Annotated in this window: 15 protein-coding genes; 3 read left to right on the top strand and 12 right to left on the bottom strand. The window is 38.8% G+C overall.

The genetic code is table 11. The annotated features are described in order from the left end of the window. The 7 genes from tatC to QL995_RS11730 form a co-directional block, all read right to left on the bottom strand. Nucleotides 1-741 (bottom strand): twin-arginine translocase subunit TatC, encoded by a 741-nt coding sequence (tatC, locus tag QL995_RS11760; protein ID WP_290294235.1) that lies wholly within the window; start codon nucleotides 739-741, stop codon nucleotides 1-3. 48 nt (nucleotides 742-789) lie between these two features. Beyond that, entirely contained in the window at nucleotides 790-1122 is a 333-nt protein-coding gene (gene tatB / locus QL995_RS11755; RefSeq protein ID WP_010554869.1) for a Sec-independent protein translocase protein TatB, read from the bottom strand. A 5-nt stretch (nucleotides 1123-1127) separates the two neighbouring features. Beyond that, on the bottom strand, nucleotides 1128-1376 hold the full coding sequence (gene tatA, locus QL995_RS11750; RefSeq protein WP_007579853.1) for a Sec-independent protein translocase subunit TatA: 249 nt from the start codon (nucleotides 1374-1376) through the stop codon (nucleotides 1128-1130). Between the two features lie 80 nt (nucleotides 1377-1456). After that, complete coding sequence (gene ubiB, locus QL995_RS11745) at nucleotides 1457-3061, bottom strand: ubiquinone biosynthesis regulatory protein kinase UbiB (RefSeq protein ID WP_290294234.1); 1605 nt, start codon at nucleotides 3059-3061, stop codon at nucleotides 1457-1459. 9 nt (nucleotides 3062-3070) lie between these two features. After that, a complete protein-coding gene (locus QL995_RS11740) occupies nucleotides 3071-3754 on the bottom strand; it encodes an SCP2 sterol-binding domain-containing protein (protein WP_290294233.1) in 684 nt (227 codons plus the stop codon). 11 nt (nucleotides 3755-3765) lie between these two features. Beyond that, nucleotides 3766-4521, bottom strand: a complete 756-nt coding sequence (gene ubiE / locus QL995_RS11735; RefSeq protein ID WP_024589468.1) for a bifunctional demethylmenaquinone methyltransferase/2-methoxy-6-polyprenyl-1,4-benzoquinol methylase UbiE — start codon at nucleotides 4519-4521, stop codon at nucleotides 3766-3768. 83 nt (nucleotides 4522-4604) lie between these two features. Then, nucleotides 4605-5591, bottom strand: coding sequence for a GGDEF domain-containing protein (locus QL995_RS11730; protein ID WP_007579862.1), 987 nt, complete (start codon nucleotides 5589-5591; stop codon nucleotides 4605-4607). 358 nt (nucleotides 5592-5949) lie between these two features. Here QL995_RS11730 and QL995_RS11725 point away from each other — a divergent pair, with 358 nt between their 5' ends. Next, on the top strand, nucleotides 5950-7728 hold the full coding sequence (locus QL995_RS11725) for a DUF885 domain-containing protein (RefSeq protein WP_290294232.1): 1779 nt from the start codon (nucleotides 5950-5952) through the stop codon (nucleotides 7726-7728). A 112-nt stretch (nucleotides 7729-7840) separates the two neighbouring features. Further along, on the top strand, nucleotides 7841-9307 hold the full coding sequence (locus tag QL995_RS11720; RefSeq protein WP_198551148.1) for an FMN-binding glutamate synthase family protein: 1467 nt from the start codon (nucleotides 7841-7843) through the stop codon (nucleotides 9305-9307). A gap of 49 nt (nucleotides 9308-9356) precedes the next feature. Here QL995_RS11720 and mtnK read toward each other — a convergent pair whose 3' ends face one another. After that, nucleotides 9357-10574, bottom strand: a complete 1218-nt coding sequence (gene mtnK / locus QL995_RS11715; protein ID WP_290294231.1) for an S-methyl-5-thioribose kinase — start codon at nucleotides 10572-10574, stop codon at nucleotides 9357-9359. 129 nt (nucleotides 10575-10703) lie between these two features. Here mtnK and mtnA point away from each other — a divergent pair, with 129 nt between their 5' ends. After that, a complete protein-coding gene (mtnA, locus tag QL995_RS11710; protein WP_290294230.1) occupies nucleotides 10704-11732 on the top strand; it encodes an S-methyl-5-thioribose-1-phosphate isomerase in 1029 nt (342 codons plus the stop codon). Here mtnA and QL995_RS11705 read toward each other — a convergent pair. From QL995_RS11705 to QL995_RS11690, 4 genes are all read right to left on the bottom strand, one after another. After that, complete coding sequence (locus tag QL995_RS11705) at nucleotides 11721-12785, bottom strand: RelA/SpoT domain-containing protein (RefSeq protein ID WP_007579871.1); 1065 nt, start codon at nucleotides 12783-12785, stop codon at nucleotides 11721-11723. The two genes, mtnA and QL995_RS11705, sit on opposite strands and share 12 nt — an antisense overlap. Before the next feature lie 129 nt (nucleotides 12786-12914). Beyond that, nucleotides 12915-13457, bottom strand: coding sequence for an acireductone dioxygenase (locus tag QL995_RS11700; RefSeq protein WP_290294229.1), 543 nt, complete (start codon nucleotides 13455-13457; stop codon nucleotides 12915-12917). Further along, complete coding sequence (gene mtnC, locus QL995_RS11695; protein ID WP_290294227.1) at nucleotides 13454-14140, bottom strand: acireductone synthase; 687 nt, start codon at nucleotides 14138-14140, stop codon at nucleotides 13454-13456. Before mtnC ends, QL995_RS11700 begins: the two co-directional genes overlap by 4 nt. After that, nucleotides 14137-14766, bottom strand: a complete 630-nt coding sequence (locus tag QL995_RS11690; protein ID WP_007579878.1) for a methylthioribulose 1-phosphate dehydratase — start codon at nucleotides 14764-14766, stop codon at nucleotides 14137-14139. Before QL995_RS11690 ends, mtnC begins: the two co-directional genes overlap by 4 nt. Between the last annotated feature and the right edge of the window lie 55 nt (nucleotides 14767-14821).

The raw sequence follows: 14821 nt of genomic DNA, 5'->3' as shown, positions 1-14821 counted from the left end.
TTATTCCTCAGATTCTTTTTGTGGTTTGGCGGTATAAAATTTTGCTAAAATTAAACCTAGTTCAAACAAAAGAAGCATCGGAAATGCTAATAATGTTTGTGATAAAACATCAGGCGGTGTTAAAAACATCGCGACTACAAAAACACCCACGACGATATAAGGGCGCTTTTCTTTTAAACTTTTTGTTGTTGTTGCGCCACTCCAGCATAGCAGCATAATAGCTACTGGAATTTCGAAAGCGATACCGAATGCAAAAAATAGTTTTAATACAAACCCTAAATAGCTAGCGATATCGGGTGCTAGAGTCATCATTTCGGGACCTGTACTTGTAAAAAAACCTAATATAATTGGTAGTACTGCAAAGTAGCAAAAAGCGATACCCCCATAAAACAAGACAACGCTTGAGATTAGTATAGGTATTAGCATTTTTTTTTCATTTTGGTACAAGCCAGGAGCTATAAACCCCCAAATTTGATGAAGTATCCATGGAGTAGATAATAAAGCCGCAACAAAAAAAGTAAGCATCATAGGGACTATAAAAGGGTCACTCACATTTATAGCTATCATGGTCGCGCCATTAGGTAAATGAACCACTAATGGTGCAGCTATAAGTTCGTAAATATTATCTTTAAAATAAAACAGCGCGATAAAAAATAATAAAATGCTCAATAGCGCTTTTATCAGTCGATCACGTAACTCAATTAAATGAGATACAAACCCCGATTTTACTTCCTCAACCATTATTTTTTATACCATGTAGTGAGTTGACCACAAAGTGAGAGATAAATTTCACTTTTTTTCATCAAGTTGTTGGTTATTTGATGTATCAGGTTGTGTTTTTTTGTAGCTGTGAGTAACTGACTCAGCCGCTTTTTGTAGCTCCGTTAATGAACTTTGTAGCTCAGGGCTTAAGTCTTTTAGTTCTTGTTGTTCTGCTTTTTTAAGGTTTTCGTGAAGTTCATGAATACGCAGTTCTTCACTTACTTCGGCTTTTACCGAGTTGGCAAGTGATTTAGCGGTTTTAACCCATTTACTCACTGTTCTAATAGCAACAGGTAAGCGCTCAGGGCCGAGCACCACTAAGCCAACAATAAAAACAACAACAAGTTCCCACATCCCCATACTAATTAAACCTTATTGCTATCTTTGTTTTTTTCAGTATTGGTTGAGTCGTCAACGGTGCTTTTTTCTGATTGTTGAATTTGCTCTGACTTTTCTTGCTCACTCGCTGTGTCGTCCGACATTGCTTTTTTGAAGCCTTTAACAGCGCCTCCAATATCACCACCCATACCGCGTAGTTTTTTTGTGCCGAAAAGTAAAACTATGATCGCTAAAACAATTAATAATTGCCAAATACTAATACCACCAAAACCCATGGTTTTCTCCAATATATAAAACGGTTAAATGTATATTTTAAATACTAATTATACGCCCAATAGCGCAAATAGCACTCAGTTTATGCGTTGCGCCATGCTGCAATAAAGCTAATAGCAGATAAGGCTATTGCAATGCTTGCAGCTACTAAATCGTGCTGTAAATAACAAAGTGTTGCCATAATCATTGTAGCACTACCAAATAAACTCAATATTAAAGGTTTATGAGATACCTTTTGTTCTTGAGGTTGATGAGCGTGTGGTGCACGCTTTAAATTTTGGTAAATTAGATCAGGTAGTTCAGGCATTTTTTCAGCCCAAAATGGCAAGTTAGCATACATTTGCTTCAGTACTGATAGCGGTCCAACTTGCTGCTTCACCCAATCTTCTAAAAAGGGTTTGGCTGTTTTCCATAAATCGAGTTGCGGGTAAAGCTGACGCCCTAATCCTTCAACGTATAATAAGGTTTTTTGTAGCAATACTAATTGCGGTTGTACTTGCATGTTAAAACGACGTGCAGTATTAAATAGATTTACGAGTACGTGACCAAATGAAATTTCAGCCAAAGGTTTATTAAATATAGGCTCGCAAACTGTGCGAATCGCAAATTCAAATTCTTCAATGCTAGTATCTGGTGGTACCCAACCAGAATCTACGTGTAGCTGTGCAACTTGGCGATAATCACGATTAAAAAAGGCGATAAAGTTTTCAGCTAAATAGCGTTTATCTTCTTTGCTTAACGTACCAACTATACCGCAATCAATACCGATATACATTGGATTTTCAGGATGCTCGCGAGAGACGAATATATTACCAGGGTGCATGTCGGCATGAAAAAAGCTGTCTCTAAACACCTGCGTAAAAAACACTTCTACGCCGCGCTCAGCAAGTAATTTCATATTAGTGTTTTGCGCCAGTAATGCATCCGTATCAGACACAGGTATACCGTAAATACGCTCCATTACCAGCACATTGCTACGGCTGTAATCACTGTAAACTGCAGGGATATATAATGAATCAGAGCCTTCAAAATTGCGTTTTAGTTGAATGCCATTGGCACCTTCGCGCATTAAGTCGAGCTCGTCTAGGAGTGTTTTTTTGTATTCTTTAACCACTTCAACGGGGCGTAGACGTTTTGATTCGTTATGGACTTTTGCAAGTACCTTAGCGAGCTTTTCCATTAACGCTAAGTCGGCATTAATTTGCTCGTAAATATTGGGTCTAATAACCTTAATTACTACATCTTGCTCAATGCTTTGCTCATCAATAAGCTTTGCTGTATGTACTTGCGCTATAGATGCTGAGGCCAGTGGAATTTGTGAAAACTCACTAAACAACTCACTTATATCGTTAATTTCTAGGGCTTTTTCTATAATTTCTTGTGCAAGTGCGCCTTCAAATGGCTGAACTTGATCTTGTAAAAACGCAAGCTCTAAAGCGATATCATGAGGGAGTAAGTCACGACGAGTTGAGAGCATTTGGCCAAATTTAATCCAAACAGGACCAAGCTCTTGTAGTGCCAAACGTAAGCGTAGCCCTGCAGGTTTTTCTTTGTGCTGATTACGCAGCCAAAACAAACTGCCACGAGCTACTTTACCAAACCAAGGGATCTTATGTTTTGGAATTAGCTCGTCTAACCCATAGCTAAGTAATGTTTTGGTGATGTTATACAAACGTGCAGTCGACACAAAAAATCCTTAGCGGGTGTTTGAAGGTGAAAAAGAGTTTAACAAGGTATTTATACGCTGCTCAACAGCAGCGACTTGGCCTTTGAGTTCTCTATTTTTTTGTCTAAATTGCTCAAGTTCCAATGGGTGAATAGTAATTGCGAGCTCATCTTGGCATAAACTTGTAAGCATTGTACTTATTTTAGTGTTGGTTTTGCTGCTCTTTTGTTTTAGTTTTTTTAAGTGCAGATATAACTGCTGAGCGGGGGTATCGCCAATGTATCTAGAGAGCTGTTCAGGCCAATCAATATCAATGCCTGAAAACGCATTGCTATAAGTTTGCGCAATATTTAAATCGCCTTGTAAGTCGAGCTTATCTTGGCGAATTAACTGGGTAAGCATAGCTGGGTTTTTAAGCGCTAAAAGCGTGTCTATGTCTGCGCTGATCATACAATCTGCGTTTTCATTATTTTGAGCACTGTATAAGTGTAATTGCTCAGCGCTATAAACAAGTTGGATGCTTTGTTGCCAATCTCTTACTTCAACCACTAAGCGCTGATGTTTAACGGCGCTTAGCTTTTGGGATAATTGTGGGTCAAGGCTAAGTGCTTGATTTAGTACACGCTCAATAAGCGAAAGTACAAAATTAGGTAACATAAAAAATTCAGATGGCATTGCATCATTATTATTTTTTGTTATTTTCTCAAGCGCCATAACTGCTAGCCTTAATATTTAAAACCACGGTGCAGCGCAACAATTCCGCCTGTGAGGTTTTGGTATGTTGTTTGCTCAAAGCCTGCATCTTCCATCATCGCTTTTAGCGTGTCTTGATCTGGATGCATTCGAATAGATTCAGCTAAATACTTATACGATTCACTGTCGTTAGCAACTAGCTTACCCATTGTAGGCAATAAATTAAATGAGTAAAAATCGTAAGCTTTACTAAGTACGTCATGCTCTGGTTTTGAAAACTCTAAAACAAGTAAACGACCACCTGGCTTTAAAATGCGGTACATAGAGCGTAATGCTTTGTCTTTATCGGTAACGTTACGTAAGCCAAAGGCAATAGTGATCACATCAAAGCTATTATCTGGGAACGGTAGCATTTCTGCATTCATTTGTACGTAGTCGATATTGCCCACTAATCCAAGATTATGCAGTTTTTCACGACCAACTTTAAGCATAGATGAGTTTATATCCCCCAAAACAACTTGACCCGTTTCGCCCACTAATTGGCTAAACTTTGCCGTTAAGTCGCCAGTGCCGCCGGCTAAATCGAGTACATGATGGCCTTTACGAACACCTGAGCTTGCAATAGTTTGACGTTTCCATAAACGATGCACCCCAAAAGACATTAAATCATTCATTACATCGTATTTTGCAGCTACTGAGTGAAATACATCAGCAACCATAGAAGCTTTATCGTTCTCGGCTACTGTTTTATAACCAAAATGCGTGGTCTTTTGTTCGGTTTCGTTCATGATTAATCTCTATCGTGACAATAGAGGTTAGTGTACTTTATTGTACACAGTAGGTGCAATTTGAATATGATTTATCAGGTGATTTATTGCCCTGCAGTGTAACTACTTTGACCTAATGAACGTGCTTTAAAAGCCGCATGAGATGCTTTTTTTGCTAACTGATTAAAATCATCTTCTTGTTGATGCTGAGCAATTCCTAGTGATAAGCCAATACTTGGTAGCTTGATACCTGTTTTTGAACTAACAAAGCGTAGCTTTTCGACCCCATTTCGTACTTTTTCGGCAATAACATTAGCTGTATCTGGGTCTATGTCGGCGAGGAGAACAGTAAATTGATCTTTTGCTGTGCGACCAGGTAAGCCACTTTGAAAAACATATTTTTGCACTTGCTTAGCAACTTTACTCAAAATGACTTCACCAATAATATCACCATAATTTTTAGTAAAGTGATCAAGGTTGTCTATTTGAATCGCTATTGCGCAAATAGATTTTTGTTGATTAGTCCACACTTGGGTTTGTTGCGTTAAATAATGGCGCTTATAAAGCCCTGTTTGGCTATCAATAATATGCTGTTTACGAAGTTGAGTTAGCTGCTTTTGTGTTTTTTCGTGTAGTTGTTTGGCTTTGCTTAGTTCTTGCTTAAATTGCTTATGTTGGTTGAGTAATTCGGCGGTTTGATTATGAAGAACTTCAAGCGCTTGACGGCTTTGTTCTATGTTGTTCTCATCTAGCGAATGTACGCATTCGCTCACTTGACCCGCAAAGCGAATTATTTGCTTTTCAGTAGCTTGAGAATTTTGAGAAAGTGAGTTTATAACACCATCAACATTTTGAATCATGTTGACTTGCGCTTTGTGGCCAGTATTTAAAAACTCAGAATGTAGTTGTTCAATTAAAACGCTATCTATATTGTCTTCAACAGCGATAGCACGGTCTAAAGCTTTATTTAGCTTGAGATTAGTTTGACTGGTATAAGCATAAATAACTTGATAATTCAGCGGCGTAGGTGGGAGCGTATAACGCTCTAAAAAAACACACACTTTGGTCATTTTTTCTTGTGCAATAGCCATGGAATCATGGAACATCATTTTAAATACCAACTAAGTACGCATAAGTGCAAATTTTAAAATATCTCATTCCATGAGGCGGTTATGCGTCCGAGCTTTTTATTATTTTTTTATACAGTAATCATTATCCGAGCTATTTAAAAGCAAAAACGATAGTTAGGGAACTTAAATTTTGCTTTAGCAGCTTAATCGCTGTTTTTCTCATCAATTAGGCTGGTTTTTACTTCATTTAATGTATGTAACGTATTAATACACTTGGTATAAGTAGGGATTATTACTATGAGGTTGGTCTCATTTACTTGCTATTTATTTACCCTACGATAGCTTTATGAAATTAATAACACTGCTAAGTTACATTATAATGAATCATTTTTTAATTAAGCCCCTTCGCCAATCATTATTTGGTATCACGGTTTTGTGCTCATTAAGTGCATGCCAAATGACCATGCAAAATTCAGATCAACAATTTACTCAAGTAGCGCAAAGTATTGTTGATTATAGAGAAAGCATTAACCCTTACGATAGTGTAGGTGGTGTTGAAGGTTATTTATTACCAAATTTATCCTCTGAATTTTTAGCGCAAGAATATAAAAATAAAACGCGATTACTTGCTGAATTAGACACTATTAATATTGAAAAGCTAAGCGACGAAAATCAAATTAACTTCGATATTATTCGAGCTCAAGTACAAAACAGTGTCGATGAATATGTATTTAATGCGCACTATATGCCGCTCACCTCTGAATATGGGTTTCATTCTGGTTTGTCGTACATAATAAATAGTTCTCAATATAAAAACCCGGAAGACTATCAAGTGTATCTTGCACGATTGTCGCAAGTTCCACGCTTTTTTGAGCAAAACATGTATTGGATGAAAAAAGGGCTTGAGACAGGGCTTACTCAACCTAAAGCTGTGTTGGAAGGTTATGAAGATTCAATTAATGCCTACATTGTTGACGATGTAACTACATCTGAGTTTTATAAACCTTTTTTAACTAATACAGCGGGTTTGAGCGACAGTGAATTTAAAGCGCTACAACAAAAAGCCAAAATCATTATAAAAAAAGAGGTTATAAAATCTTATAAAGATTACTTAGTGTTTTTTACGCAGCAATACCAACCGGGCGCTCGCACAAGTATTGGTATTTCAGAAACCCCTAATGGCAAAGCTTTTTATAAAAACCGTGCTAAGCATTACACCACTACCGACATGACACCAAAAGAGATTCACGAACTTGGCTTAAAAGAAGTTGCGCGAATTCGTAGTGAAATGGAAAACGTAATAGCAGAGGTAGGTTTTAAAGGCACGTTTGCCGAATTTATCCACTTTTTACGCACTGATCCACAATTTTACGCCACAACACCAGAGCAACTTTTAAAAGAAGCATCTTATATTGCTAAAAAAATGGATGCACAACTGCCTAAATTATTTCATACCTTACCGCGCAAACCTTATGGTGTAGCACCTGTACCGGCTAGTATTGCACCTAAATACACAACCGGTCGATATTCAGGCTCTAATCGAGATGATGAAGCAGGGTATTATTGGGTAAATACTTACGCTTTAGATAAGCGCCCTTTGTATGTTTTAGAAGCATTAACGCTGCACGAAGCCGTGCCTGGCCATCATTTACAAATATCACTTAATGCAGAGCTTGAAAATCTGCCGAGCTATCGCCGTGATGCTTACCTCTCGGCATTTGGCGAAGGTTGGGGGCTTTACTCTGAATATTTAGGTTTAGAAGCCGGCTTTTATCAAGACCCATATAGCCGTTTTGGTCGTTTAACGTATGAAATGTGGCGAGCAGCGCGTTTAGTTGTTGATACAGGTATGCATATGTATGGCTGGAGTCGCGAGCGTGCCATGAACTTTATGAGCGAAAATACAGCGCTTTCGTTGCATAACGTTAAAACCGAAACCGATCGTTATATTACATGGCCTGCACAGGCGCTTTCGTACAAAATAGGTGAGCTTACTATTAAGCGTTTACGCATTGAAGCAGAGCAAGCGCTAGGAAAAAGCTTTGATATTCGTGAATTTCATCATCAAATATTACGCCATGGTTCAGTGCCTTTATCGGTACTTGAAACGCAAGTGCGTTTATATATAAAAGCAGAGTTAGCTAAACAACAGAATTAGATATAAGGCAGTTAAAGCCTTGAACAAATAAAAGTGTTATGTCATTTTGGTGGTATAGCACTTTTTTATTTTAAAAACAGTCATCAAGGGGCCTTGGGTGAGTAATTTTATAATGTTTAGTATTGATGTATTTGCAAGTATGTTTATTGTTGTTTTAGGGTTATTGGTTTTAATCGTTGTCGTTTTTTATATTCGAGATGTAACACAAACCAAGCATGCAATTAGACGTAATTACCCTGTTATTGGTCGCTTTCGATATTTTTTTGAACGCCAAGGTGAGTTTTTTAGACAGTACTTTTTTGCTCAAGATAGAGAAGAAATGCCGTTTAACCGCGCTGAGCGTAGTTGGGTTTATCGTGCAGCAAAAGATGTTGACCGTACGGCTGCATTTGGCTCCACGCAAAGCTTAGAAGTAACAGGTACGGTTATGTTTATGAACTGTGCATTTCCTACTTTAGACGAAGAAGCGCTCGACCCGAGTAATGTTACTTTGGGTCCATACTGTAAAACACCTTACACGACCAACTCGTTATTCAATGTATCTGGTATGAGTTTTGGTGCGCTTTCAAAGCCAGCTGTACGAGCCTTATCAAAAGGGGCAAAACTAGCGGGTTGTTGGATGAACACCGGTGAAGGGGGATTAAGTCCTTATCATTTAGAAGGTGGTGCCGATTTAGTGTTTCAGATTGGTACAGCTAAATATGGTGCACGAGACGAGCATGGAAGTTTAAGTACCGAAAAGCTAAAAGAAATAGCGGCTCACGAACAAGTAAAAATGTTTGAACTTAAAATGAGCCAAGGTGCAAAACCAGGTAAAGGCGGTATGTTACCAGGGCGCAAAGTTAACGCCGAAATAGCTAAAATTAGGGGCATACCAGAAGGACAAGATTCTATTAGCCCCAATGGTCATCCTGAAATTAAAAACCCAGCCGATATTCTCGATATGATTGCCACTGTACGTAACGCGACAGGTAAGCCTACAGGCTTTAAAGCGGTAATTGGTGCTTACGGATGGTTAGAAACGTTGTTCGCTGAAATAAACCACCGTGGTATAGAGTCTGCACCTGACTTTATTACCATAGATAGTGCTGATGGTGGTACGGGCGCAGCACCACAACCGCTTATGGATTCAGTGGGTTTACCACTTCGTGAAAGTTTACCGCTTGTAGTTAATATGCTTGAAAAACATGGGCTGCGAGATCGTATTAAAATAATCGCCTCAGGTAAATTAATTGTTCCTTCAAAGGTGGCTTGGGCGTTAGCGCTCGGTGCTGATTTTGTTGTATCGGCTCGAGGGCATATGTTTGCACTGGGCTGTATTCAGGCAATGCAATGTAATAAAGATACCTGTCCGACGGGTATCACTACGCATAACGAGCGTTTGCAACGCGGCTTAAATGTAGCTGATAAAGCGCAACGAGTAGCTAACTATAATAAATACATTCATTACGGAGCTGGGCTAATAGCCCATTCTTGTGGTGTGACTAGTGCACGCGAATTAAAACGTGAACATGTACGTATAGTGCAAGAAAGTGGTTTATCAGAGCCGCTCGATAAAATTTACGAAAACTATAAGTAAGTTTTTAACTAACTAAAAAAGGCGCTAATAGCGCCTTTTTTAATGTTTTTTAATTTAATTGGCTTATTAATAAACTAAAAAATGCTTCTTTGTTGTTGCATGTTTGGGCATTCAAAATAAGTTGCTCGCCTAGTGCTAATGTTTGTTTTTGCACTATAAGACGCGCCTTATCATCACCAATACTATCTATATCGGTTACATGTGCAAGCCCTATGGTGCGCCTAATTAACTCAGCACCACAGTAACCAATGGCGTCTTGTAATACGCCTTTTATAAAGTATTCACTGTAGCCTGTAACCTTTAGCGCACCTTCAGTAGTATGCTCATTTATAAGCGTAAGCCAATGTTGTTCAAATAAGGTATAGCATTCAACAAGGGTGCTTAATAAGTGGGTTTGATAATTACGACGAGTCACAAAATCTTCAATATGCCCGTATTGTGCGCAGTAATTTAAAAGTAAATTACCAATAAAAGAGCCAATATCGAACCCAGCAGGACCAAAAAAACCAAACTCAGGATCGATCATCTTTGTATTATTACAATCAACAAAAATACTGCCGCTATGCATATCACCATGGAGTAATGTTTGCGGGTTAGATAAAAAATTAGCTTTTAATTTTGCTATTTCTAACTTTAATGCGCTGTTTTTGTGTATTGCATCAACTTCGCTTTGTAGTTGCTTTGGGTAGTTATTGCGTTCGTGCTCAATGTACGGATCGCTAAAAAATAAGTCTTCAGTGATTTGGCAAAGCTCAGGGTTAGTAAATTGGCTAACGAGCGCTTTTTTAGTTTGTGCGGTTAAATAAAAATCTGAATTATAAAAACCAGTATGGCTTAAGTAGGTCGCTACGTGCTGCGCTAATTTAGGAAATTGCTCAGCATTATTTTGTGCAGTTCGCAGTATTTGTAAATTACCTAAATCTTCTAAAATAGTCAGTGCTTGCATTTCACTATAATGTAAAACCCTAGCAGTATAGGTTGGGCAAATAGCGCCATGATTAAGCAAAACTTGTGCTTCTATACGAGCTCTATCAAGCGTTAATGGCCACGACTCACCCACGCAACGCGCATAAGGCAGAGCTTGCTTTAAAATAACACTATTTTTTTGCTCATCAGTAATTCTAAATACTAAATTAAGATTGCCATCACCAAACTCATATGCCGATAAGGCTTGTCCGGGAGCAAAAAAATTACATTGTTTAGATTCAATTAATGTCGATACATAATCGATAGCGCGCTGTGCATTAAAAGCAACATAGTTAGTCATGGTTTAAATCTCAAAAATCAGCTTTTAAGCATTCTATACCTTTAAATATTTAGATGTCTACAAGTCTAACTTGAGAGTTATTCAAAGTGGTGTAAAATAACGTTACGCATTTTTAATACCTTAAGCATTATGCAAAATTTAATCGCAAGCAGTGTAAAATACGAAAACGGGTCGCTTAGTATGCTCGACCAATATTTACTACCTCACCAGCAGGTATGGCATCAATGCCATGATGTAGAAACCATGAAAGAGCTGATCATTAGTTTAAAAGTACGTGGAGCTCCACTTATTGGTTTAAGCGCGAGCTTGTTAGTGGCGTATTTAGCTGAGCAAGGGGTAGTTAAAAGTGAGCTTGAAAAAGCAATCAATGAGCTAGAAGCCACTCGCCCAACGGCGGTTAATTTAATGCATTGTATGGCTGCATTGCGTAAAGCTTTAACGCAATGCGATTATGTTACCGGTATTGTTACCACAGCCGAGCGGTTGTTTATTGAAGATATTGAGCTGTGTGAGCGAATGGCAAGCCGTGGCGCCGAACTTATAAATAGTGGCGACAACATATTAACTCATTGCAATACAGGGGCGCTTGCAACCGCTGGTATTGGTACTGCACTAGGTGTTATCTATAAAGCGCAGCAAAAGCATAGCAACATACATGTGTGGGTTGATGAAACACGACCATTATTACAAGGCGGTCGCTTAACTGCCTTTGAGCTTGAGCGCTGGAAAATACCTTACACATTAATTTGCGATAATATGGCGGCGAGTTTAATGGCTGCAGGTAAGGTGGATAAAATAGTGGTAGGGGCTGATCGCATTGCTGCCAATGGTGATTTTGCTAATAAAGTGGGTACTTATAATTTAGCCGTACTAGCGCATTTTCATAACATTCCATTTTATGTAGTTGCGCCTATTACCACGCTTGATACCAACACCGCGTGTGGTAATGATATAGAAATAGAGCAACGTAATCCTCAAGAAGTGCGCGGAGTTAGCGGTAGCTTTGGTGAGGCTTTATGGGCGCCCACTAATGCTAATGTGTATAACCCTGCATTTGATATAACGCCGGCAAAACTGGTCACAGGGTGGGTGTTAGATACGGGTGTGTATAACCAGCAACAAGTATTAATGGGTAAACTTAAAGAGCTAACTCAATAATATGCGACTGAATTCTGAAAGAAACTCAGAGGTACTATTTAGGTAGTTGGGGTAGGCTTTTTCTATTGATTTCAAGTCGCTCCCTGCTACCAGAAGCACGTTATTGTGAGTTTGTTTTTCTTGTTCGGCGTAATGTGTTAGAGCTTCTTGCTTTTTATTCTCTGCATATAAAAAGACTCGACCCATTTGTGTTTCTGTGTTGTGAACGAGTAAAGCAAAGCCTGTATCTTTCGATTTATTTTTAATTTCGTCAACTTGGAATGCGCGATTAAATGCATCAAGCTTATGAAATGCGGCTAGCTTTTTATTTAGTGCCGAAAGCTCATCAACAAAGGCCTGCGATTGTTGTGAACTTAATTGATTTGAACCATCTTTGACTGCAAGAAACTCACCCATGATAAAAAATAATCGCTTCCAATCTGTGTCGGCTGCTTGGGGATTAGTTTTTAGTGTTTCTTTTTCAATAATATCTACAATTTCAACAGTAGTAGCCCAAAGGTGCTGAAGCCTAGTGCGCAACTGAACTTCAATTTGAAAGCCTTTATAATCGTGAGATTCTAAATTGTTATAACTTTTATAAACACGATGAATACCTCTGTAGCCCGTCGCTTTTGGGTTTTCAATATAATCATATGACTTAACGCTATGAACAGCTCTACTCGAGTCTAAACTGGCGTTGAGTTGATATAGATGCTCTAGATTATCTAAGATTACTCGGCAGCCACCTATATCGTGCATTCGCTTCAGATTTATTGCGTTTTCACTTTTACCATCTAACGAGGCTCTTTGTAACTTATCTATAATAGTTGGCAAGCGCTTTAAGCGTCTAACTATAGTCGCCGACTCTAGCAAATGAAGCTTTTTTACATGTTTCCATACGAGGTTTTTAATAATAGTCAGCGGATATAAATGTGCTGCACGATAGTTCTGTACAACCTCTATTGCAAAGTCAAAATCACCTTCATTTTTACGAAAAATACGACCAGCCTTTTCAACTTGCTTACGTGAGTAGGCTAGTTGTTGTTTAGACTTTTGATATTGTTCGTTCACCATTAGAAAGTTACTCTTTATCAGCTGCATTGCTAAAATAATATTACAGAGTTAAGTGATTGAAGTCATCCTGCAAATAGCATAAATACGCTTATAGAAAATATAGTTTAGGCATGCGTGCACTGAGCTTTATTAATCGAGCAAGGGAAATTGCTCTGCAATAGACGAGTCAGTGCTTTTTGCTACCCAGCCCTCTGTATTGTTAAATAAGCGAATGGCAGTAAACTCAGGGTCGCTTCCCATATCAAACCAATGTGGGGTAAGTTCAGGCACTGAAATTAAATCGCCTTGTTGGCAAAGTACCTGATAAACCTTATTGCCTAAATGTAGGCAAAATAACCCTTGGCCTTTTACAAAAAAACGTACTTCGTCTTCACTATGAGTATGTTCAAATAAAAACTTTTTGCGCAGCTCTGATGCGGCAGGGTTGCCTTTAGCTAGAGATATAACGTCTACTGTTTGATAGCCATTTTCGATTTTTAATCGATCTATATCGTTTTTGTACGCACTAATAATTTGCTCATGGGTGGTGTGCTCATTAATATCTGCATTTGCTTGCCACTGTTCAAAGCGTACGTTTACTTTAGCTAGTTGCTTTGCAATATCATCAGCATCTGATGTGCTTACAAGTGCTTTGTTTGCATCGTTGTCGGCATACACTGTTAATTGGCTCATACTAATTGCTCCAATTTAAATTGGCTAAAGTCATTAATATAAGGGTGTGCTTTAGTGCTTGCTTGCCCATCACGAATTAAATGTAGTGTTTTTAAGCCCGCAGCTTGTGCGGCATCAAGCTCGCCGGCTACATCACTTAAAAAGAGTATTTCTGCTGCTTTAAACGGTAACAACTCAACAATAGTGTTATAGGCTGTTTGCTCTTGTTTTGCGCCAACTTTGGTGTCAAAAAAGTCAGTAAACAAGCTGCGAATGTCGCCATAATCACTGTATTTAAAAAGTAGCTGCTGCGCTTTTACCGACCCTGACGAGTACACATACAAAGTAATATCGTTGTTGTGTTGAGCTTGTAAAAAATCAAATGCATCTGGGTATAAATGCCCTTTAAAATCACCGTGTTCATACCCTGTTTGCCAGATTAAGCCTTGTAACTGCTTAAGTGGAGTGATTTTTTTATCTTCATCAATCCAGGTAAGTAAAGTGCTAATGACTTCTTCTATATTGGCGTTTGGCTTTTCAATAAGCGCTTTTACGGCACTAATTTGCTCGGCTACATCTGGCTTATTAGCATTGGCACGTACAAAGGTAGGTAACTGCTTTGCCGCGTAAGGAAACAACACCTCTTTAACAAACGAGATGCGGGTTATTGTGCCTTCGATGTCGGTTAAAATAGCTTTAATCATTTAGTTACTCCCGCTTGAATACCTACTATTTTTAGGCGCTCTAGTTCGCAACTAAATAAAAACTCTAAGGCTTCTAAGTGGCGACGAACTTCATCAATATTGCGTCCTACAGCATATAAGCCATGACCACGTATCAGTACGCCATGCTCTATAGGTGTATGTAAATGATGGTCACTGACCAGCAGGCTTAATCGGTCAATATCTTGATCGTTATCGAAAATAGGAATGCTCAGCGTTTCTAAATGCGAAGTAAAGCCGCTCAGTGCTTTTTGCATTTCATAGCCTGTTAAATCAAGCTGATGCCTTTGGGTAATTTGCGACAGTACGGTGGCGGCTACAGAATGAGTATGCAAAACACACTGCGCATCAGGTATAAGCTGATACAAACTTAGGTGTAATTGTGTTTCTGCCGATGGCTTTACAGCTCCTGCTAGGCGCTCGCCTTGGTGATCTAATTGCAAAAAATGCTCTTGCGTCAGAGAGCCTTTATCGTGCCCACTTGCTGTAACAACAAAGCCAGTGCTAGTACGAGCTGAAAAGTTTCCACCTGTTGCGGGTACCCAGCCTTTTTGGCTAACCCATTTTCCGGCTTCAATAAGTTGTGAAATAGCGGTATTGTTTTGCATACATTCCTCACTAATGAGCGTAAAGTTAATTGTTTTTAGACGGCTATACTTCTGT

It is taken from the genome of Pseudoalteromonas sp. APC 3358 (assembly GCF_030408075.1).
GTDB classification, from domain to species: domain Bacteria; phylum Pseudomonadota; class Gammaproteobacteria; order Enterobacterales; family Alteromonadaceae; genus Pseudoalteromonas; species Pseudoalteromonas arctica.
This window is presented reverse-complemented; position numbering and strand designations above follow the sequence as displayed.